We start from the raw sequence: 20,311 nt of genomic DNA, 5'->3' as shown, positions 1-20,311 counted from the left end.
GCGGTTAACGGGCGTCAATCGGCTCGAGACGGCGCTATTGTTTCTTCGTCGGCATCCGCCGGTCGAGGAACTCGAGGATCGTCGTCCAAAGATGCTCGCTGATGCCCGGCCCGCCGACGCGGTGGGTTTGGCCGGGATAAAACATCATCTCGAACGGGCGCGCTTTTTTTTGCATCTCGGCGGCAAAGGCGGTCGCATTTTCGAACACAACATTATCGTCCGACATGCCGTGGATCAGCAACAAAGGATCGCTGATCTTGACGGCATCGGCGAGCGCGTTGGAGCTGGCATAGCTGTTGGGGTCCTTGTTGGGATCGCCCAGATAGCGTTCGGTGTAATGGGTGTCGTACAATTCCCATTTGGTCACGGGTGCGCCGGAAATACCGGCAGCATACACGCCCGGATTCGCCTGAAGCATCTTGATCGTCATATAACCGCCATAGGACCAGCCGTAAGTCGCGATCCGATCGGCATCGACGAAGGGCTGTTCCTTCAGGAACTTCGCTCCTGCGAGTTGATCGGTGACCTCGACGGTGCCCATCGCGTGATAGATGTGATCCTCAAACGCCTTGCCGCGATTAAACGAACCACGGTTGTCGATCTGGAAAAAGATATAGCCCCGATCGGCCAGATACTGCGCAAGCGCGCCATTCCACCCGCGCGTCACCTGCTGGCCCGTACCGGGGCCGCCATAATGCTGGAAAAAAACCGGATACTTCTTGCCCGGCTCCAGCTTCGGCGTGATCATTTCCCAATAAAGCGTGGTGCCATCCTCTGCCTTCAGCGTGCCGAACTGACGCGGCTCATGGCTCGCGAGATAGGGGTGATAGGGATGGCCCGGCTTGATGGCATTCTCGTTGATCCACGCGATCCGCTTGCCGGTGGTGTCCGCGAGATAGGTTTGCGCGGGCTGGTTGGGGTTTGATCGCGTGATGATGAAGCGGCTTGCAGCGGCGTCCATGCTCGCGCCATTGGTCCAGCCGCGCTCGGTCAGGAGCGTTACCGTTTTGGGGCGGGCGATATCGACGGCGTAGAGATGCTGTTCGAGCGCATCGTCTCTATTGCCGCTGAAATACAGCCGCCCCTTTTTCTCATCGACGCCGACCAGCCGGGTTACGACCCAGTCACCGCTCGTCAGCGGCGTCCATTTGCCGCGCCGATAATGATAGAGATGGCCATAGCCGCTGCGTTCCGATCGCCAGATCAGGCTGCCATCGGCCATCGCGCGGTAATCGTCGCTCAAGTTGATCCAGCTGCGCCCGCCCGACTTTTCGGTGAACATCACCGTCGACTTGCCGGTCTCCGGATCGACACGGAGCATATCGAGCGTCTTTTGGTCGCGTGACTGTCGCTGGACAAGCAACGTCTTGCCATCGGGCGTCCAATCGACCCGAGCGAGATAGATATCGGGGTCGTCGCCCAGATCGACCTTCACGTGCGCCGAGCCATCGGGCTTCATGACATAAAGCTCGACGAGCGCGTTGGGCGTGCCTGCGGCGGGATAGCGTTGATCGAACACCTTGGTGCCCTCTGCACCAATTGCGGTACGAGTCACGACGCCGACCGGCGCATCGTCGAACCGTTCGACCGCGATCAGCTTGTCGCCCGGCGACCACCAATAGCCGGTACGACGATCCATTTCCTCCTGCGCGACGAATTCGGCCTCGCCCCAATGGACGGTGCCTGCGCCTGTCGTCGTCAGCTGGCGTGCCGCGCCGCCGGCGATGGGCTGCACATAAAGGTTCTGATCGCGCACGAAGCTGACGAAGCCGCCCGCTGGGCTGATCACGGGGTTGAGCTCACCATCCTTGGTATCGGTCAGCCGAGATACCTTGCCGTCGAGCGTGGCGAGGAACAGGTCACCATCGAGCGGGACGAGGATCGATTTGCCATCGGGTGCCCAGTCATAGGCGACAATCCCGCGCGAACCGCCGATCCGCGCCCGTTCGCGCTGCATTTTTTCGGCTTCGGAAAGCTCGGCGCCTGATCCGATTTTCTTGGAATCGACCAGCATATGTTCTTTGCCGGTCTTTGTATCGAGCGCCCAAAGATCGAACCGGTCCTTTTCGTCAGTACGCGCGCGGAGCGACGTTAGCAGGCTACCGTCGGGTGATAGCCGAAGCGCTCGGGGCTGCGGGCCAGAAAGATCGGGGCTGGCGAACAACCGCTTCAGCGTCAGCGGAGTGGCGACGACCGGTTCAACGGCCATCGCCGCACTCGCCGTCACACCGGAAATACACAGCACCGGCAGCATCGCTGCTGACAACCACAACCCAACGCTCAAGCTCTTTGCCACCGTGCATCCCCGATTCCGATTTTTTGTCGCCCTATGACTTCAGACGTGTTGCAGCGCGTTATTGCGGGTTGGATCCACGGCGTAAAGGGTCGCCAACATTGGCAGCGATGACGACCGGCCCTTAGCGTCGGCGCCAGGGCAGCGCTCGCCATTCGATCAGCGATCGCCACGCCCATTCGACCGGGCCGATGTCAAGATAACGCATGTAAAGGTTTGCTAGCACCAAGAGGATCACATTGATGGCGACGGCTGACAGCATCAAGGGTGCCCAGGTGAGTTGCCCGTAGAGGTGAAACCCGAACGGCGGGAACAGCACCCACAACGTGATCAATGTTTGTGCGATGTACACGGATAGCGCCGTCTTTCCAGCCGCCTCGAATGGGCGCAACAGCCTGTGGCCGGCGACGCTGGAGATGATGAGATGCACCAGCCCGACATGGCCAAGCGTCATTAGCAGTCGTGCGATCTCCGATGTGAACCAGATGAGATATGGCCCCTCGCCGAAGCGGGTCTGTTCCCAGGCGCCGATCGTTCGCAAAGGTATCGCGATACCATAAGCGATCAGGGTCATCGTCCGATAGAAATGTCGCGATCGTCCACCCTGAATGATCCCGAGCTTGAACAGCGCTGCGCCGATTAGCATCGTGCCGGCGGCTTCCCACATCACGAAGATTTCCATGAACGCTGGGAAGCGATCTCGCGAGACCACGATCTGCGTGTTTACCCAGCTCCAGGTGTCGCCTGAGCGCCCTTTATCTTCGGCGGCGATCTGTGCGGTAGATTCAGCGTTGTCTTTGGCGCGTTCGGCTTTGTTTTCCGCAGACTTTTTCAGCAGCTTGCGGTCAGCGGGGCTGATTTTCTGCCCAGCCTGTACGCGTTGTTCGATCGCGGCGATTTCAGCCTTGCGGACCACCGACTGGTAATAACCAAAATAGCCCCCGCCGAGCAGCTGGAAAAAGGCCAGCGATAGCCCCAGCGTCAACAGCCAATGCGGCCGCCAGCTGCGCGCAAACACGGCAACAAGCGCTGCCAGACCATAGCTATGCAGAATGTCGCCCGGCCACAGTAGGATGTACATGTGGATGACGCCAAACAGGAACAGCACGATGTTGCGGACATAATAGCGGCGCAGCACCGCCCATTCGCTAGCCTCGGTCGCGAAACGATCGGTCAGGATGACCATGCCGACGCCGAATAGCATCTCGAGCAGACAGCGTGCGGTGCCATTGGCGAGAACTTCGCGCAGCCACCACGCCGCCTGGTCCCAAGGTCTCCATCCTAGATGCCGGATATCGTCTGACGATGCATAGAGCGACTGCCCCATGTCGTTGATGTTCATGAACAGTATACCGATGATGGCGATACCGCGCAGGATATCGACGACGGCAACGCGGGGCGTGCGAACGGGCGCAACAACGGGTGCGCCGTCCGGCTCGGCAACGCCGGTCAAATTCACGCTGCTCATGGGATGCCCGCCCTTCTTGTTCGGGTGTGATATAAGTGTAATACAGCGCCTGTTGCAAACCAAATAAAAAGCCGCGCCGAAATGGATCGGCGCGGCTCCTTTATCGGTGCTGGCGTTGGCCGATTATTCGGCGGCAGCGGTGCCCTTTTCAGGGCGGGCATCGCGGCGCTCGGCGATGCGAGCGCGCTTGCCGCGCAGGCCGCGCAGATAATAGAGCTTGGCACGCCGAACGACGCCCTTACGAACGACTTCGATGCTGTCGATATTTGGCGAATAGAGCGGGAAAACGCGCTCCACGCCTTCACCGAAGCTGATCTTGCGGACGGTGAAGTTGCTGCCCATGCCCTTGTTCGAACGCGCGATGCATACGCCTTCGTAATTCTGAACGCGGGTGCGCTCGCCTTCGACGACCTTCACGCCGACCTTAAGCGTATCGCCGGGGCGGAAATCAGGAATCGTCTTGTTCGCCAGAAACTTGGCAATGTTCTCGGCTTCGATCGTCTGGATGAGATTCATCTCATTCTTCCTTCGTCTGTTCGTGCGCGCCAGAGGGAGGTTGAACCCGAACGCCCTCATAGCGCTCCCAAAGGTCCGGCCTCCTTAGCCGTGTATCGGTTTCGGCCATCGACTTGCGCCATGCCGAAACCCTCGCATGATCCCCCGATCGCAGCACTTCGGGGATCGTGCGTCCTTCCCACATCGGTGGTCGGGTATATTGCGGGTATTCGAGCAAGCCGCTTTCGAAGCTCTCGTCATCTCCGCTAGAAGCCGCGCCCATTACGCCGGGAAGCAGCCGAATGCAAGCATCAAGCAGCACCAGCGCGCCCATCTCCCCGCCCGACAGCACGTAATCGCCAATGGAGATCTGCTCGATCGGCCGCGCGTCGAAAATCCGTTCGTCAAACCCCTCGAACCGCCCGCACAGGATGATCGCGCCCGGCCCCGCTGCAAGCTGGCGAACGCGCGCCTGGGTGAGCGGCGCGCCGCGCGGGGTCATCGCCAGGATCGGGCGCCCCTGACCCTTGGCGTCCGCAACGCTGTCGATCGCGACGGCGAGCACATCGGCACGCAGCACCATCCCTGCCCCGCCCCCTGCCGGGGTGTCATCGACGGTCCGGTGCTTGTCGGTCGCGAAGTTGCGGATGTTGCGGGTATCGAGCGACCAGCGGCCTTCGGATAGCGCCCGCCCCGCGATCGACTGCCCGAGCGGCCCGGGAAACATGTCTGGATAGAGGGTGAGGATGGTCGCGGCGAAGGATTCTTGCTCGGTCACAGCGTCCAGTTCTCGACCCGCAAGCCCGGAACATCGGCGAAATCGGCCTCGTTGTTGGTCACGATCGTCGCGCCCAAGCTCAAAGCATGCGCCGCCAGCAGTCGATCGAACCGCGCGCGCTTGAAGGGCAGCCGCGCATATTCCCTTGCTGCCGCCACATCGAACGGCAGCAAGGGAATGGCGGCCAGAAAGGCATCGACGACCTCGCTCGGCGGAGGTTTGCCGCGTTCAGTGCCCACAACAACTTCGGCAAAACTGATCGCGGATATGCCAATGTCCCCAGGTTCGCATCCAGCGATCCGGGTGGTCAGCGCTGGGTGGCTTCCGACCATGGCGTAAACGGCGCAGTCAGCGTCGATCAGATAACGAGTCACTCCTCGCCACGCGCCTGCCGCTCGCGCCGCGCGATTGTGCTCGGCCGCTCCTCGAAGTCTTCCCGGGGCGCCAATTTCAGCCACGGCGCTTTGCCCGCGAAACCGCTGATATCGATCGTTCGCCTCGGCGCTTCGACGGGTTCGACACGAAATGACATTGCGGCCTCCTTGACCATCCGAACCTCGGTGCCTTCGGGAATGCCCATTCCCTTCGGCAGGCGCAAAGCGACCGAATTGCCTGATTTGAATGTCTTACCCAAATATTCGTCGTCGCTCATGCGAGCCTCCGTATACACGTTATGTATATACTAAACCGCATAGTCCGCGTCAACGACCATCCGTGCATCATCCCATTCGGGCACCGCGTTGATATTCATCGGTACCATGAAGCGCTTCTTGTCAGGGCGTTCGATTTCGATCACGTCGCCCGCGCCGAAATTGTCGATCGCCACGACCTGACCTAGCGGCTCGCCATCGGTAGAGATCGCGGGCAGGCCGAGCAGATCGGCATGGTAGTATTCGCCTTCACCCAGCGCGGGCAGGTCGGCGCGCGGAACGGTGAGTTCGGTGCCGCGCATGGCCTCCGCGGCATTCCGATCGGTGACTTCGGTGATGCGCGCGATTGCACCGTTGCTGCCGTGGCGCACCGATTTCAGGGTCAGTCTGCCCTGATTGAAGCTTTTGTAGCGGCCCAAATCGTCCGTGAAGACTTTCAAGCGGACCTCGCCCGTCACGCCGTGCGCGCCGATGATGACGGCTAGCGCGACGGGGCGATCGGCGCGCATTACGCGTCGGCGGGCTTTTCTTCGGTTTCAGCAGCGGCTTCGGGCGCGGCTTCCTCGACGACGGCAGCCGGTGCTTCTTCGGCGACAGGTTCAGCCGCGACTTCGACCGGGGTTTCCTCAGCGGCGACTTCTTCGACCAATTCGGGTTCTGGTTCAGGCGCGGGGGCTGCTGCTGCTTCGGCGGCGGCTTCCTCAGCTGCCTTCAGCTTTTCGGCGCGCTCTTCGGCACGTTCTGTGGCCTTTTCGCCTGGCTTACCCTTGTTCGGGTTGTTGCGGGCGGGGCGTTCCTTAACGCCGAGCACATCGAGGAAGCGCGCGACGCGGTCGGTCGGCTGCGCGCCGACGCTCAGCCAATGCTTGGCGCGATCGGTATCGAGCTTGATCCGCTCAGGCGAATCCTTGGCGAGCAGCGGGTTATAGATGCCGATCTTCTCGATGAAGCGGCCATCGCGCGGGCTGCGCGCATCGGCAACTACAACGCGGTAATAAGGACGCTTCTTGGAACCGCCACGCGACAAACGAATGCTAAGAGACATGATATTTCCTTCTTTCTGATCAGATAATTGGTGGCCGAAGCCGTTATTTCTTCTTGTTGATGAAATTCTCGAAACCGGGCGGCAATTTTGGCATGCCGCCCATGGGGTTGCCGCCGCCAAGCCCCGGCAGACCACCACTGGACTTGCCGAGCATGTCGCCGAGTTCGGGGCCACCGATGGCGTTGCCGAGACCGCCCAGGCCGCCGCCCATCCCGCCCTTGCCGAGCATCGCCATCATGCCCTTCATGCCGCCCATTTTCTTGATCTTCTTCATGGCGGTGGCCATTTCCTGGTGCATCTTCAGCAGCTTGTTGACGTCCTGCACCGTGGTGCCGCTACCCTTGGCAACGCGGATCTTGCGCTTGGCGTTGATGATTTCCGGTTTGGCGCGTTCCTTGGGAGTCATTGAGGTGATGATCGCGTCCATGCGCACCAGAATGCGTTCGTCCATCGCCCCGCCGGCCATTGCAGCCTGCGCTTTTTTGGCGCCGGGAATCATGCCCGCCAGTGCGCCAAGGCCGCCCATCCGGCGCATCTGCGCCAGCTGACCGCGCAGATCGTCCATGTCGAACTGCCCTTTGGCCATCTTGGCGGCCATTTTTTCGGCATCTTCGATCTGGATAGATTCGGCGGCACGTTCGACCAGACTGACGACATCGCCCATGCCGAGAATGCGTCCAGCGACCCGACCGGGATGGAACGCCTCAAGCGCGTCCATCTTTTCGCCGGTACCGGCAAATTTGATCGGCTTGCCCGTCACCGCACGCATCGACAGCGCAGCACCGCCGCGCGCATCGCCGTCCATCCGGGTCAGGACGACACCAGTAAGCGGCACCTGATCAGAGAAATTCTGCGCGACGTTAACCGCGTCCTGCCCGGTCAGCGCATCGACGACGAGCAGGATTTCGTTCGGCGTCGCGACCTTGGCGATCTCCTGCATCTCGTCCATCAGGGCCTGATCGACATGCAGCCGGCCCGCCGTGTCGAGCATCAGCACGTCATAGCCCTGCAGCTTGGCAGCCTGAAGTGCACGCCGGGCGATCTCAACCGGGCGCTGGCCCGCGATGATCGGTAGCGTCGCCACCTCGGTCTGCGTCCCGAGCGTCGCCAGCTGCTCCTGTGCGGCCGGACGATTGACGTCGAGCGACGCCATTAACACCTTTTTGCCGTCACGCTTGGTGAGCCGGCGCGCGATCTTGGCCGTCGTGGTCGTTTTGCCCGATCCCTGCAGCCCGACCATCATGATGATCGCCGGCGGGGTAACCCCGAGAGCCAGCTCGCTCTCGTCAGCGCCGAGCATTTCGGTCAGTGCATCATTGACGATCTTGACGACCTGTTGCCCCGGCGTAACCGAGCGCAGCACATTCTGACCGACTGCCTTTTCGGTAACCTTGTCAACGAAATCGCGGGCGACCGGCAGCGCCACGTCTGCCTCAAGCAGCGCTACACGCACTTCGCGCATCGCGGCGCGCACGTCTGCCTCGGTCAGCGCGCCGCGCCCCCGAAGGCGGTCGAATACGCCGCCAAGCCGTTCGCTGAGACTGTCGAACATCACCAAACTCCGTTGCCGATCGCGGGCCCGCCATAAACGCAAAAGAAGCTGGCGGACGAAACCTCGTCGGCCAGCTTATGCCCTTGGGCATGCTCCTATTGCGTCCTGAAAGGATGCGATTGGCGCTGCCCTATCCCAATCGACATCCTTTCGCAACCATATGATTTAAGCCCATCTATACGCTCGCACGCCATAACCTGTCCCATGAAAATGTCGGGGCATGCGCGCATGGCACCAGAACAGACCGATCCTACGCCCCGAGCGAATGGCGCGCGGCGGGATATGTTGAGCGGTGCGATTACAATCGCGGCGATCCTGCTTTTTGTGGGCACCGGCAGCTCGGTGCTGTCCAGTGCGGTGCGCTATTATATCGCTGATGGTGATCCGACGGATCGGACGCTGGTTATCGCGCTGTTGCTTAACGTGGCGCTGATCCTGTTCGGGTGGCGGCGCCACACTGACTTGCAGCGCGAAGTCGAAGTGCGGGCGGCGGCGGAGGAGCGCGCACAACTCCTGGCGGCGCGTGATCCGTTGACCGGCTTCCTTAATCGCCGTTCGCTTTCCGAAGATGGCGCCGCCCTGATCGCGCAGGCGACTCGCCGCCAAAAAGCGCTGGCGTTGCTGATGATCGACCTCGATCACTTCAAGACCATTAACGACATGCACGGCCATGCCACTGGCGACGGCCTGTTGCGCTTGGTCGCCGAAGAAATTGCCCATGCCATGCCCTCGGTCTCCCTGACGGCGCGACTGGGCGGCGATGAATTTGCATGCGCCTTCATGTTCGATCCTGCGCATCCCGATACCGTCGAGCGCATCGCCGAAAAACTGGTATCGCGGATTGCCCAGCCTTTTGTGTCTGACGGGCTGCAGCTGCATGTCAGCGCGTCGATCGGCATTGCCCGGTCCGATAGCGGATGCGCCAGCATTGATGCGCTGATGCGCAGCGCCGATATCGCGATGTACGCCGCTAAAAATGCGGGCCGCAACCGCTTTGCCTGGTTCGATCAATCGATGGAGCGCGAGCTGAAAGCGCGCAACGAGCTTGAGGTGGGGCTGCGCACCGCGATCCCGCGGCAGGAGATCGTTCCCTATTTCGAACAGCAGATTGACCTCACTACCGGTCGTCTGTTTGGCTTCGAAGTGCTGGCACGCTGGGAACACCCGATCCGCGGGTTGATCGCGCCCGAAAAGTTCATCTCGATTGCCGAGGACACCGGTCTGATCAGCGATCTGTCGCTCTCGGTTATGCGGCAAGCGTTCATGGCGGCAAGGGATTGGGAAGCGGGCCTGACACTTTCGGTCAATATTTCGCCCCTCCAGCTGAAGGATCCGTGGCTCGCGCAAAAGATATTGAAGGTGCTCACCGAAACGGGCTTTCCCGCCAGTCGGCTCGAACTGGAGATTACTGAGGTGGCGCTGTTCGAGAATCTGGCGCTCGCGCAGTCGATTGTTGGCAGCTTGAAAAATCAGGGCATCCGTATTGCGCTCGACGATTTCGGCACAGGGTACAGCTCACTCGCGCATTTGCGGGCGGTGCCGTTCGATCGGATCAAAATCGATTGCAGCTTTGTCGGTTCGGTGAATGTGAACGCTGAAAGTGCTGCGATCGTCAATGCGATCGTCCGGCTGGGCGAAAGCCTGAACCTGCCGATCACCGCTGAAGGGATTGAGGATAGCGCGATCGAGGAACGGTTGCGCGCGATGGGGTGCAGCAAGGGACAGGGTTATCTTTATGGCCGCCCGTTGAGTGTTGGCAATGCGCGCACATTGCTTGCTGAGAAGCGCCTGCTCCGCCCGTCGATCACCAAATCGGCGCCGAGTGCCGATCCGGAGGAAACCCGCCAAGCGGGCTGAGCTGGGCCGCAAGGTGGACTTCGCTCCACGGCGTGCCTAGATCGACGGCGATGCCTGCCCCCCTTTGTGCCCCTGCCCCCGAAATCATCAGCCTTGGCTGCCGCTTGAACCTGGCGGAGAGCGAGACGATCCGCTCGATCAACGCTGAGCGCGATATCGTGATCATCAACAGCTGCGCGGTGACGAACAACGCCGTTAGCGAAACACGCGCCGCCATCCGGCGGGCGGCGCGAGCACGGCCGGGGATCGACATCATTGTCACCGGCTGTGCGGCGCAGATCGATCCACAGGGCTTTGCGGCGATGCCCGAGGTCGCCCGTGTAATCGGCAATGCGGAAAAGCTTGATCCGGCCGCTTGGCAGTCGCTCGACAAGGTGATCGTGAGCGACATCATGGCGGTGCGCGCCACCGCGCCGCATCTGGCAACCAGCTTCGATTCCCATGCGCGCGCGTTTGTGGAGGTGCAGAATGGCTGCGATCATCGCTGTACCTTTTGCATCATCCCCTATGGCCGGGGAAACAGTCGGTCGGTGCCTATGCATGCAGTGGTTGAGCGGATCGCCGGGCTGGTCGAACGCGGGTACCGGGAAGTGGTGCTCACCGGGGTCGATCTGACGAGCTACGGGCCCGATCTGCCAGGCTCGCCGACGCTGGCGGTGCTGGTGGAGCAAATTCTGGCGGAGGTGCCGCGGCTCGAACGCCTGCGGCTGTCGTCGCTCGATTCGATCGAGATTGACGACCGGCTATTCGATCTCATCACGGGGGAGGTGCGGATCATGCCGCACCTTCACCTTTCGCTCCAGGCTGGTGATGACATGGTGCTGAAGCGAATGCGCCGTCGCCATAATCGCGCCGACGCGGTGCGGATTGTCGAGCGGCTCAAGCGCGCACGGCCCGATATTGCGATCGGTGCCGATCTGATCGCAGGCTTCCCAACCGAGACTGACACCATGTTTGCCAACACGACCGCGCTGATCGACGATTGCGACATCGTCCACGCGCACATCTTTCCCTACTCGCCGCGTGAAGGCACGCCGGCAGCGCGCATGCCGCAAGTGCCAGCCGAGACTCGCAAATACCGAGCGGCGCAGCTTCGTGCGCGGGCGGCGGCGCGGCGCCAGCGTTGGCTGGAGTCGCTGGTCGGCACGGTTCAGCCGATGCTGGTTGAACGACCCGGCGATCGCGGCCACGCCCCTAATTTTGCTGAGCTGCGGGTGAAAAATGGCGATCGGCTCGCCCACCGTGTTGGAGACATCATCCCCATGACCGTGACCGGCATCGATACCGCCAGCCTGATCGGGGTAGCGGCATGAGCACCCCGGCCTGGCATGAAAAGCTGCTCGGCGGCTTCAAGCGCACATCGGACCGGCTGATCGGCAATCTGGCTGGGCTCGGCACGGCGCGGCTTGATAATGCGACTCTCGACGAGATCGAAGAGGCGCTGATCGCGTCGGACCTTGGCCCTGCTACGGCCGCGCGCATTCGCGCTCGGTTGGCCGATGGAGCGTTCGAACGGAACATGGAGGAGCTCGGCATCCGCCTGATTGTGGCGGAGGAGATCGAGAAGGTCCTCGAAAAGGTCGCTCGCCCGATCGAGATCAGCGCGTTCCCCCGACCCCACGTCATCCTCGTTATTGGGGTCAACGGATCGGGCAAGACGACGACGATCGCCAAGCTCGCGCACCTATTCACCGAACAGGATTACGGGGTGATGCTGGCGGCGGGCGACACCTTCCGCGCCGCCGCGATCGGCCAGCTCGCAACTTGGGCCGATCGGATCGGCGTGCCGATCGTGCGCGGCGAGCAGGGTGGCGACGCGGCGGGGATTGTGTTCGACGCCGTCAAGAAAGCGACCGCCACGGGCATCGATGCGCTGATTGTCGACACCGCCGGGCGGCTGCAGAACAAGCGCGAGCTGATGGACGAGCTTGCCAAGATCAAGCGGATGCTCGGCAAGATCGATTCCGCCTCCCCGCATGACATCATTCTGGTCCTCGATGCGACCACCGGGCAGAACGCCCTGTCGCAAATCGAGGTTTTCAAAGAGGTCGCCGGTGTGACCGGGCTGGTGATGACCAAGCTGGACGGGACGGCGCGGGGCGGCGTGCTTGTTGCCGCCGCCGAGCAGTTCGGCCTGCCGATCCACGCCATCGGCATTGGCGAAGGCGTCGGCGATCTGCGGCCCTTCAACGCAAATGAGGTTGCACGGATCATCGCTGGCGTGGAAAGACCGACCAATGGCTAGTCAGACCCCTTCCAAAGCCCCTGATCCCGCGCTGCGCATGGCAATCGATTTCGGGCCGCTGATCGTGTTTTTCGCGGTCAACTTCCTGGTGGGTGGCGAACAGATCAGCCGCGTCGTTGCCGCAACGGTTGCCTTCATGACCGCAACTGCGATCGCCATGGCGGTATCGCAGTGGAAGACCGGCCATATCTCACCGATGCTGTGGTTATCGGGCGTGCTTGTGCTCGTGTTCGGCGGGCTGACGATCTATTTTCACGATGAAACCTTCATCAAGATCAAACCGACGATCATCTATCTGATGTTCGCCAGCGTCCTGATCTTTGGCCTGCTGACGGGTCGGCCGCTGCTGCAATATGTACTGGAGAGCGCCTATCCGGGGCTGAGCCCGAAGGGATGGCGACAGCTGACGATCAATTGGGCGCTGTTTTTCGTCGCGCAGGCGGCGCTGAACGAAACGGTGTGGCGCAACACCAGCTGGGATTTCTGGGTCGCCTATAAATTATGGGGCGTAATCCCGATGACGCTGATCTTCGCGGTCGCCAATCTACCGATGCTGATGAAGCACGGGATGCAGGTATCGGGCGACACGCCGCCACCGATTCCGCCAGAGGGTTGAGGCTCCGCCGCGAACAGCGGAGCCTCCTACCAATCATCCTTGGCCAATCAGCCCTGATCGGCGCGCGATACGCCTGCACCATCGAGGTTCTGGGCCGCAAATTCCCAGTTGAGGATCTTGCCGGTCACCGCTTCCAGGTAGCCCGGGCGCGCATTGCGGTAATCGATGTAATAAGCGTGCTCCCACACGTCGATCGTCAGCAGCGGCTTCATGCCATCATAGGCAACCGGCGTGTCGGCATCGTGCAGTGACGTTACCTTCAGCTTGCCGCCATCGAGCACCAGCCAACCCCAGCCGCTTGCAAAGTGATTGGTCGATTCAGCGACCAGTGCCTTCACCAGCGCCTCGGTCGAACCAAATTCGGCGTTGATCATCTCGGCCAATTTGCCCGACGGCGCGGCGTAGTTCGGCGTCAGCGAATGCCAGAAGAAAGTGTGGTTCCAGATCTGCGCCGAATTGTTGAAAAGGCCCTTTTCGCCCTTGTCCTTGGCGTATTTGATCACGTCGCTCAGCTTCGCGTTTTCGAGGCCGTGCGCGACGAGCATGCCATTGGTCTTGTCGACATAGGCCTTGTGATGCTTGCCGTGGTGAAAATCGAACGTCTCTTCGGACATCACGGGTGCAAGGGCGTCCTTGGCGTAAGGCAGTGCTGGAAGTTCGAAAGCCATCGGATAGTCTCCAGTTGAGGGCCACGCTGAAGGGTGCGTGCCGGGAATACGCTAACGCTGCTCAATTGGGTCTGGCCGCGCGATTACGCAACCGATTCGTCGCATATTCTATCCGGGCAGCAGGTCGTGCCGCCGCAACGCATGGCGAAGCTGGTCATAGCTGAGCCCCAAGGCCTCAGCAGTGGCACGCTGATTAAAGCGGTGCTCGGCCATCGCCTTGGCGAGCAGATCATGCTCGAAACGCGAGACCAGTGACTTGAAATCCGACGGGCCATCGGCCTCGCAAGCGGCGAGTGGTTCGTCCGGATGAGCATCGGCATCAGCAAGATCGACATGCGCGGGAGCCGAAAGTTGCGGCACGCGCGGCGCGCTCACCGGTGCATAGGGTGATTGAAAAGGATCGAACTGGATTTCGTCGATCGGCCCCTGCCGTTCCCATCGATAGACCGCACGACCCACCACATTGCGCAGTTCACGGACGTTGCCCGGCCACGGATACGTCATAAGCGCCTCGATCGCCGCCGGACTGAAACCGGGCCAATCCTCCCAGCCCAGCTCAGATGCCATCCGGCGGCCGAAATGCTCGGCGAGCACCAGCACATCACCTGCGCGCGCCCGCAGCGGCGGAAGCGTGACGACTTCGAACGACAGCCGATCAAGCAGATCTGCGCGAAACTGATGGCGATCGACCTTATCGGGCAAATGCTCGTTGGTGGCAGCGACGATGCGGACATCGACGCGGATCGGTCGCGACGAGCCGATGCGAGTCACTTCACCATATTCGACCGCCCGGAGCAGCCGATCCTGTGCGGCCATCGACAGCGTCCCGAGCTCGTCGAGAAACAGCGTGCCGCCATGCGCTTCCTCGAACCGCCCTGCCCGCGCCTTGGTTGCACCGGTAAAGGCGCCCGCCTCATGCCCGAACAATTCGGCTTCGATCAGCGTTTCCGGTAGCGCGGCGCAGTTCATGATAACCAGCGGCTGATCCCAGCGCGGGCTGAGCCGGTGAAGGCGTTCCGCCACGAGTTCCTTGCCCGTGCCGCGTTCGCCGATCACCAGAACCGGCCGATCGAGCGCCGCCGCCCGGCTCGCGCGTTCCAGCACGTCCAGGAACACCCCCGATTGCCCGATAACCTGTGACGTTCGTTCCATGACCGAAGACTTGGCGTAAAATCCCAAACCTTGGCAAGGGAGAATTGGCGCAGATTGACAGCTTAGGTTCAGGAATGGCGCAAATCAGCCATTTCAAAAACTGGCACGCTTCCTGCTGTACTGGTTGCAACTGCCGAAAGGGCAGCAAGACAGAAACCAGATCAGGAAGAATTACGATGAATACCACCAACCAATCGACCGCTGCCCTTCGCAACCTCACCGCCCTTGTGCTGGCGGTTGTGTTCAGCGCGACCTGCGTGATGGGGGCTATTGCCCCAGCCACGCTTCAGTCGGCGCAGACAGCGAGCCTGGTTGCCGAAGCCCCCGTCGCCTAAACTATAGGTGACGCCCCTGGCCGGGGTGTAGCGCCCCCTGTGCTACTACACCCACGCTGCACCCCGGTCCTTTATCCAACCTTCCTTCAGTAACAGTCAGGAGTTCCCCGATGGGCATTTTTTCGCGAACCCGAGACATCATCGCCGCCAACGTCACCGATCTGCTCGACAAGGCCGAAGACCCCGCGAAGATGATCCGCATGATCATCCTCGAAATGGAGGAAACGCTGGTTGAGGTGCGCGCCTCCGCTGCCCGCACGATCGCTGATCAAAAGGAGATGCGTCGCCACATCGCCAAGCTGGAAAAGCTGCAGGACAGCTGGACCGAAAAGGCCGAACTGGCGCTGTCGAAGGATCGCGAGGACTTGGCCAAGGCCGCGTTGGTGGAACGCCAGAAGGCCGTCGATATGGCGGATCAGCTGAGCGCCGAAATCGGTGTGCTCGATGATACGCTGCGTAGCGCTGAAGAGGACATCACCAAGCTGCAGAACAAGCTGCGCGAGGCACGCACCCGCCAGAACTCGATCACGACGCGGCTCGAATCCGCGCACAACCGGGTGAAGATGCGCGAAGCCTATGCCGGCCCCAAGGTGCAGGATGCGTTCTCGCGCTTCGAAGTTATGGAACGTCGGGTCGATTTCGCCGAAGGCCGCGCCGATGCACTCAGCCTGGGCGCACCCCCCAAGACGCTCGAGGAAGAGATCGCCGAGCTCAAGTCAAGCGAGAAGGTCGATGCCGATCTCGCCGCGCTGAAGGCCCGTATCGGCAAGGCGAACTGAGATGGAAGAGTTCATGACGGTCGCCATCGTCATCAGCATCCTGTTCATCGGGCTGCCCTGGCTGGTGCTCCATTACATTACGCAGTGGAAGAAGACCTCGTCGCTGACGGGCGAGGACGAGAAGCTGCTCGACGAAATGCATTACACCGCGCGTCGGCTCGAAGATCGGCTCAACACGATCGAACGGATCATCGCCGCGGATCACCCCGAGTGGAAGCTGGGCAGTGCCAACATGCCCGAAGCCCTCGATTATGACATTAGCAGGAGGAATTGAGATGAGCGCCAGCCGCACCAAATTCTATCTCGACAAGCAGAACCGCAAATGGCTGGGTGTCTGCTCCGGGATTGCCGATTACACCGGCGTCGACGTTACCCTGGTCCGCATCGGCACTGTGCTGCTGACGCTGGCGACGAGCGGCAACTTGATCATCGCCTATTTCGTGATCGCCTGGATCGCTAATCCGAAGCCAAACGGTCTGTACGAAACGCCTGAAGAGCAGAAATTCTGGCAGGGCGTGCGTTCCAATCCGGCGCGCAGTACCCGCGACGTCCGCTCAAAGTTCCGCGACATCGATCGTCGGCTCGCCGATATCGAGACCGCCTATACCAGCCGCAACACGCGCCTTGCCGATGAGATCGACAGCCTGCGCTGATCGGGTCCGCGGTAAAGAGGGAGGGACATTTCAATGAGTAATGGTCAGACATTCATCATCGCCATCATCGCGATATCGACGGTGGGTTGGATCATCACCACCTGGATCCGCGCCAAGCACGGCTATCCGCTGGAAAATGAATTCGGTGGCCGGGTCGCGCGGGATCTCGACGATCCCGAAGCCGAACGCGCCATCAACCTGCTGTCGAACGAAAACCAGCGGCTGACCGGCCAGATCGGTCGCCTGGAAGAGCGGATTGCGGTGCTCGAACGGATCGCCACTGATCCCGCCGATCACATCGCCCGCGATATCGACGCGCTGCGCTAAGGGGGAACTGACACATGGAATCGATGGAAGCAGTGATGCGCATCGCGCCATTGATCGTCACCATCACGATGATCGGGACGGTCGGCTGGATGTTCACCACCTGGCTGCGGATCAAGAACGGGTACCCGCTTGATGGCAACTGGGGACAGGCACTCTACCCCAAGACCGATCAGGAATCGATCGAACGGATCAAGCTGCTGAGCCAGGAAAACGCCCAGCTGCGCGCCGAACTGGGATCAATCAAGGATCGATTGGCCAATGTGGAGCGGATCGTCACCGACGGTTCACACAGTCTCCACGCAGAGATTGAAGCGTTGCGCATCAAGCCGAATTGAGGATCGCATCATGAACTACGGTGTCTTTATTCCCATACTCGCGCTGATGATCCCGATCGTGGCGATCGTCTCCAAGCAGATCGTTCAGCCCTGGTTGCGGCTTCGTGAAAAGCAGCTCGAAAACGAAGCGAGCCTGGTTGCCGAAAAGGCCGCGCAATATGCGGCTCAGACCGAACGGCTCGAACAGCGGGTGCGGGTGCTCGAACGGATCACGACTGATCGCGGCATCGACATTGCTGACGAGATCGAAAAACTGCGCGATACCCCGCTGAACTAGAACGAGTCTCTGGACCACCGTTGTTCAGATGGTGGTTGTGGTGATGGGTGCGCGGGTTTTGCGTGCCCGGTACGAAGCGACCGGCTCAACGCCGTCGCTCGCCAGCGATCCCGATGCGCGCCGCCTGCGCGATGAAGTGAACAGGTTGAAAGAGCGGATCGCCGTGCTCGAAAGGCTCGCGACCGATGAAGATAACTCCGCCCGCCTCGATCGTGAGATCGAGAAGCTGCGCGACAATCGCTAGGAGCATTGATGATGGACCCGACTATCTATGTCACGCTCGCCACCGCAACGCTTGCCGGGCTGGCGATGGTAACCTTCGCGGCGCTGGCCGGCTGGCGCGGCTGGCTCTCGCTCAAGCAGCAGGAGTTGATGCGCGGTGAGCACCAGTCCCTGCCCGCGGTACAGGGCCCCAGCGCCAGCGCCCGCATCGAAATCGCCGATCTGAAAGAACGCATCCGCAAGCTGGAAGCGATCGCCGCCGGGGTGGACCTCTAGGGTCCATCCCGCTAGCGGGGCTGGCATGACCAGCCTGACCGAACTTCACGAAGAATATGAATTTCTCGACGCCGATGATCGGTATCGCCTGCTGATCGATCTGGGCCGCGCGCTGGAGCCAATGCCCGATGCGTTGAAGACCGAAGCCACATTGGTGCGGGGATGCTCCGCCTCGGTCTGGGTCTATCCGATGCGCCGCGATGACGGCACGTTGCATTTTCTGGCCGACAGCAATGCGGCGATCACCAAAGGCATCATCGCGCTGGTGCTGACGACGGTGCAGGATCAGGCGCCTGCTCAGATCACTGCGGTCGATATCGAGGGCGCACTAGCACCGTTCGACTTGAAGAATCAGCTGAGTTCCAACCGCACCCAGGGTATCCCCAACATGATCGGGCTAATCCGCGAAACGGCGGCACGCTATTCTGGCGATTGAGCTTTCGGACTGGAGTCTGCAAGCCCTAACGTGTCGACCAGCACCGCGAGATCGGCACCGGCCTGGACCAACCGCCAATTGCCGGCATCACGTGCATCGACCAACGTAACGGCCCCGCGCGGACAGACCCCCAGGCACTTCACCTCGACCACGCCGACCGGGCTCTTGCGGAAGCGCTTGACGCCCAGCTGTTGCCGCAACGCCTTGGCGAGCGATTGCTTGCCCTTCTTACCGAAACCGCCATCAATTCGTTTCGAACATTTGGCGCAAACCAACAGCGCGGTCGTCCAGTTGGATTTGACGAAATGCTTCACGCAGGTCCCCGCCATTGCCGATTTTCCTCGGCAACGCGCAGAACATCATAGGCGGCTTGGATCGCCTGGAAACGTGCGGCCGCATCCTTGTCTCCGGGGCGAACATCGGGATGGTTGGCCTTTGCCATCTTGCGCCACGCCACCCGAACGGCTTCGAAATCGGCATCGGGTTCAAGCTCAAACAAATCGAGCGCGCGCATTTCGTCGCGCGATCGGCTGCCGTCACCCGGCCCTGCCCAACTATTGTGGCGGGATTCGGTGTAGCCTGAGGTGTCACGGGTTTCCTCGGCCTCACGCGCTGCAGCCTCCTCGGCGGTCAGCCCTTCGAAGTAATTCCAGCCGCGATTATACTCGCCGGCGTGCACCTGGCAGAAATACCAGCGTTCAGGGCTGTTCGGCGATTTCGGGGCTGGGCAGTTGCCCGGCTCGGTACAGCCATGACGGTCGCACAGGCGCACCTGGGTGGCTTCGCGGCCGCTGCCATAGCCACGCCAGCGCGGGAATCCCCAATCTACAGAGCGTGTCGAACGTGCCATGATCGCTCACTTAGGCAAGATTGATGCGGAATGCCATGACGGCGTATACCATAGCGAACGCGGATCGCCTTCAGACGCAAAGCGTTGCTGATCGGCAATCATTTGAAACATTTTCAGGGGTTCCGCGTCCTGCAAGGCAATTGCATAGAGTTTGCGATTGTCGACAGCGCTGATGCATCTTCGATGACGCGGGAGTCCAATGACTAAACCTGTTTCGATGTTAACCGCCTGGCGGGCCGATGTGCCTGCTTCCATTGTCGTTTCGCTGGTGGCTTTGCCACTTTGCCTCGGCATCGCGCTCGCTTCCGGCGCGCCACTGTTTTCCGGACTTATAGCCGGTATTGTTGGCGGCATTGTGGTCGGCCTGCTGTCGCGCTCGCCGCTCTCGGTCAGCGGTCCGGCAGCTGGATTGACGGTGATCGTGCTTGAGGCGATTCAAAGCCTGCCAAGTTATCAGGTATTTCTGGCCGCGGTGGTGATCGCCGGTGCGCTCCAAATCGCCTTCTCGATCTCGCGGGCCGGTATTCTGGGCGAATTCGTGCCGTCATCGGTGATCACCGGGATGCTGGCGGCGATCGGCCTTATCCTGATCCTGAAACAGATCCCCTTTGCGGTTGGTTTCGAAAAGGAATTTGTTGGCAGCGAGAACTTCATCGAAGCTGACGGCGGCAACACGCTGTCTTCCTTATGGATTAGCCTTACCGAACGGCTGACCCCCGGGGCGGCCATTATCGGCATAACCTGTACCGTTTTTCTGTTTGCCTGGGATAAGTTTAAGCCCAAGCAGGGGCCGTTCAAGCTGCTCCCCGGCCCGCTTGTCGTTGTCGTGATGGGTGTTGTCGGCAATGCCTTGCTGGCGTTGTTTAAGCCTGAATGGGCGCTTGGGCCAAAACATCTGGTGCAGGTGCCGATCGCCGCAGACTTCGACGCCTTCGTTGGGTTGTTCACTTTCCCTGACTTTTCGGCGATCGGCTCCACGGCGCTGTGGACCACGGCGATCAC

28 protein-coding genes are annotated in these 20,311 nt (G+C 61.1%); 15 read left to right on the top strand and 13 right to left on the bottom strand.

Annotated elements, in window-relative coordinates; translation table 11 throughout:
- Positions 1–34 precede the first annotated feature (34 nt).
- From B7Y49_RS00970 to ffh, 9 genes are all read right to left on the bottom strand, one after another.
- Complete coding sequence (locus B7Y49_RS00970) at positions 35–2,254, bottom strand: DPP IV N-terminal domain-containing protein (protein WP_374125800.1); 2,220 nt, start codon at positions 2,252–2,254, stop codon at positions 35–37.
- 163 nt (positions 2,255–2,417) lie between these two features.
- Positions 2,418–3,761: a DUF418 domain-containing protein gene (locus B7Y49_RS00965; RefSeq protein WP_374125690.1), complete on the bottom strand. Its 1,344-nt coding sequence runs from the start codon at positions 3,759–3,761 to the stop codon at positions 2,418–2,420.
- Positions 3,762–3,884: 123 nt separating this feature from the next.
- Positions 3,885–4,277, bottom strand: coding sequence for a 50S ribosomal protein L19 (gene rplS, locus B7Y49_RS00960; protein ID WP_374125689.1), 393 nt, complete (start codon positions 4,275–4,277; stop codon positions 3,885–3,887).
- Position 4,278: 1 nt separating this feature from the next.
- Complete coding sequence (gene trmD, locus B7Y49_RS00955; RefSeq protein ID WP_374125688.1) at positions 4,279–5,034, bottom strand: tRNA (guanosine(37)-N1)-methyltransferase TrmD; 756 nt, start codon at positions 5,032–5,034, stop codon at positions 4,279–4,281.
- Entirely contained in the window at positions 5,031–5,408 is a 378-nt protein-coding gene (locus tag B7Y49_RS00950) for a type II toxin-antitoxin system VapC family toxin (RefSeq protein ID WP_374125687.1), read from the bottom strand. The genes trmD and B7Y49_RS00950 overlap by 4 nt, the downstream gene beginning before the upstream one ends.
- On the bottom strand, positions 5,405–5,686 hold the full coding sequence (locus B7Y49_RS00945; RefSeq protein WP_374125686.1) for an AbrB/MazE/SpoVT family DNA-binding domain-containing protein: 282 nt from the start codon (positions 5,684–5,686) through the stop codon (positions 5,405–5,407). Before B7Y49_RS00945 ends, B7Y49_RS00950 begins: the two co-directional genes overlap by 4 nt.
- Before the next feature lie 30 nt (positions 5,687–5,716).
- Positions 5,717–6,193: a ribosome maturation factor RimM gene (gene rimM, locus B7Y49_RS00940; RefSeq protein WP_374125685.1), complete on the bottom strand. Its 477-nt coding sequence runs from the start codon at positions 6,191–6,193 to the stop codon at positions 5,717–5,719.
- On the bottom strand, positions 6,193–6,729 hold the full coding sequence (gene rpsP / locus B7Y49_RS00935; protein ID WP_374125684.1) for a 30S ribosomal protein S16: 537 nt from the start codon (positions 6,727–6,729) through the stop codon (positions 6,193–6,195). The genes rimM and rpsP overlap by 1 nt, the downstream gene beginning before the upstream one ends.
- 43 nt (positions 6,730–6,772) lie before the next feature.
- Positions 6,773–8,281, bottom strand: a complete 1,509-nt coding sequence (ffh, locus tag B7Y49_RS00930) for a signal recognition particle protein (RefSeq protein WP_374125683.1) — start codon at positions 8,279–8,281, stop codon at positions 6,773–6,775.
- Between the two features lie 228 nt (positions 8,282–8,509).
- Between ffh and B7Y49_RS00925 the strand changes: the two genes are divergently transcribed.
- The 4 genes from B7Y49_RS00925 to B7Y49_RS00910 are packed head-to-tail and all read left to right on the top strand — an operon-like array spanning position 8,510 to position 12,999.
- Positions 8,510–10,138, top strand: a complete 1,629-nt coding sequence (locus B7Y49_RS00925; protein WP_374125682.1) for a putative bifunctional diguanylate cyclase/phosphodiesterase — start codon at positions 8,510–8,512, stop codon at positions 10,136–10,138.
- Positions 10,139–10,188: 50 nt separating this feature from the next.
- Positions 10,189–11,451 carry a MiaB/RimO family radical SAM methylthiotransferase gene (gene mtaB / locus B7Y49_RS00920; protein ID WP_374125681.1) on the top strand — a complete coding sequence of 421 codons (1,263 nt, stop codon included), beginning with the start codon at positions 10,189–10,191 and terminating at the stop codon, positions 11,449–11,451.
- Complete coding sequence (gene ftsY, locus B7Y49_RS00915) at positions 11,448–12,383, top strand: signaling recognition particle receptor family protein (protein ID WP_374125680.1); 936 nt, start codon at positions 11,448–11,450, stop codon at positions 12,381–12,383. The genes mtaB and ftsY overlap by 4 nt, the downstream gene beginning before the upstream one ends.
- Entirely contained in the window at positions 12,376–12,999 is a 624-nt protein-coding gene (locus B7Y49_RS00910; RefSeq protein WP_374125679.1) for an inner membrane-spanning protein YciB, read from the top strand. The genes ftsY and B7Y49_RS00910 overlap by 8 nt, the downstream gene beginning before the upstream one ends.
- Before the next feature lie 47 nt (positions 13,000–13,046).
- Here the strand turns inward: B7Y49_RS00910 and B7Y49_RS00905 are convergent, their stop codons facing one another.
- Positions 13,047–13,667: a superoxide dismutase gene (locus B7Y49_RS00905; RefSeq protein WP_374125678.1), complete on the bottom strand. Its 621-nt coding sequence runs from the start codon at positions 13,665–13,667 to the stop codon at positions 13,047–13,049.
- 108 nt (positions 13,668–13,775) lie between these two features.
- On the bottom strand, positions 13,776–14,819 hold the full coding sequence (pspF, locus tag B7Y49_RS00900; RefSeq protein ID WP_374125677.1) for a phage shock protein operon transcriptional activator: 1,044 nt from the start codon (positions 14,817–14,819) through the stop codon (positions 13,776–13,778).
- A gap of 176 nt (positions 14,820–14,995) precedes the next feature.
- Here pspF and B7Y49_RS00895 point away from each other — a divergent pair, with 176 nt between their 5' ends.
- The 10 genes from B7Y49_RS00895 to B7Y49_RS00850 all read left to right on the top strand — a co-directional run bounded on the left by B7Y49_RS00895 (position 14,996) and on the right by B7Y49_RS00850 (position 18,459).
- Positions 14,996–15,154, top strand: a complete 159-nt coding sequence (locus B7Y49_RS00895; RefSeq protein ID WP_374125676.1) for a hypothetical protein — start codon at positions 14,996–14,998, stop codon at positions 15,152–15,154.
- Between the two features lie 110 nt (positions 15,155–15,264).
- Entirely contained in the window at positions 15,265–15,933 is a 669-nt protein-coding gene (gene pspA / locus B7Y49_RS00890) for a phage shock protein PspA (protein WP_374125675.1), read from the top strand.
- 1 nt (position 15,934) lies between these two features.
- On the top strand, positions 15,935–16,207 hold the full coding sequence (gene pspB, locus B7Y49_RS00885; RefSeq protein WP_374125674.1) for a phage shock protein B: 273 nt from the start codon (positions 15,935–15,937) through the stop codon (positions 16,205–16,207).
- A 1-nt stretch (position 16,208) separates the two neighbouring features.
- On the top strand, positions 16,209–16,586 hold the full coding sequence (gene pspC, locus B7Y49_RS00880) for an envelope stress response membrane protein PspC (protein ID WP_374125673.1): 378 nt from the start codon (positions 16,209–16,211) through the stop codon (positions 16,584–16,586).
- A gap of 33 nt (positions 16,587–16,619) precedes the next feature.
- Positions 16,620–16,913 carry a hypothetical protein gene (locus B7Y49_RS00875; RefSeq protein WP_374125672.1) on the top strand — a complete coding sequence of 98 codons (294 nt, stop codon included), beginning with the start codon at positions 16,620–16,622 and terminating at the stop codon, positions 16,911–16,913.
- 23 nt (positions 16,914–16,936) lie between these two features.
- Positions 16,937–17,248 (top strand): hypothetical protein, encoded by a 312-nt coding sequence (locus B7Y49_RS00870; protein ID WP_374125799.1) that lies wholly within the window; start codon positions 16,937–16,939, stop codon positions 17,246–17,248.
- A 10-nt stretch (positions 17,249–17,258) separates the two neighbouring features.
- Entirely contained in the window at positions 17,259–17,525 is a 267-nt protein-coding gene (locus B7Y49_RS00865; protein WP_374125671.1) for a hypothetical protein, read from the top strand.
- 28 nt (positions 17,526–17,553) lie between these two features.
- Positions 17,554–17,769 carry a hypothetical protein gene (locus tag B7Y49_RS00860; protein ID WP_374125670.1) on the top strand — a complete coding sequence of 72 codons (216 nt, stop codon included), beginning with the start codon at positions 17,554–17,556 and terminating at the stop codon, positions 17,767–17,769.
- A gap of 8 nt (positions 17,770–17,777) precedes the next feature.
- On the top strand, positions 17,778–18,023 hold the full coding sequence (locus B7Y49_RS00855; RefSeq protein ID WP_374125669.1) for a hypothetical protein: 246 nt from the start codon (positions 17,778–17,780) through the stop codon (positions 18,021–18,023).
- Between the two features lie 25 nt (positions 18,024–18,048).
- A complete protein-coding gene (locus B7Y49_RS00850; RefSeq protein WP_374125668.1) occupies positions 18,049–18,459 on the top strand; it encodes a SufE family protein in 411 nt (136 codons plus the stop codon).
- On the opposite strand, the gene B7Y49_RS00845 is transcribed toward B7Y49_RS00850, so the two are convergent.
- Together B7Y49_RS00845 and B7Y49_RS00840 are read right to left on the bottom strand one after the other, a co-directional pair.
- Positions 18,444–18,788 carry a hypothetical protein gene (locus B7Y49_RS00845; protein ID WP_374125667.1) on the bottom strand — a complete coding sequence of 115 codons (345 nt, stop codon included), beginning with the start codon at positions 18,786–18,788 and terminating at the stop codon, positions 18,444–18,446. The two genes, B7Y49_RS00850 and B7Y49_RS00845, sit on opposite strands and share 16 nt — an antisense overlap.
- Entirely contained in the window at positions 18,770–19,309 is a 540-nt protein-coding gene (locus tag B7Y49_RS00840) for a J domain-containing protein (RefSeq protein WP_374125666.1), read from the bottom strand. Before B7Y49_RS00840 ends, B7Y49_RS00845 begins: the two co-directional genes overlap by 19 nt.
- A 199-nt stretch (positions 19,310–19,508) precedes the next feature.
- Between B7Y49_RS00840 and B7Y49_RS00835 the strand changes: the two genes are divergently transcribed.
- Positions 19,509–20,311: SulP family inorganic anion transporter (locus tag B7Y49_RS00835; RefSeq protein WP_374125665.1), on the top strand; the 803-nt coding region annotated here is incomplete at its 3' end.

The organism is Sphingomonas sp. 28-62-11 (assembly GCF_002278865.1).
Taxonomy (GTDB): Bacteria; Pseudomonadota; Alphaproteobacteria; order Sphingomonadales; family Sphingomonadaceae; genus Sphingomonas.
This window is presented reverse-complemented; position numbering and strand designations above follow the sequence as displayed.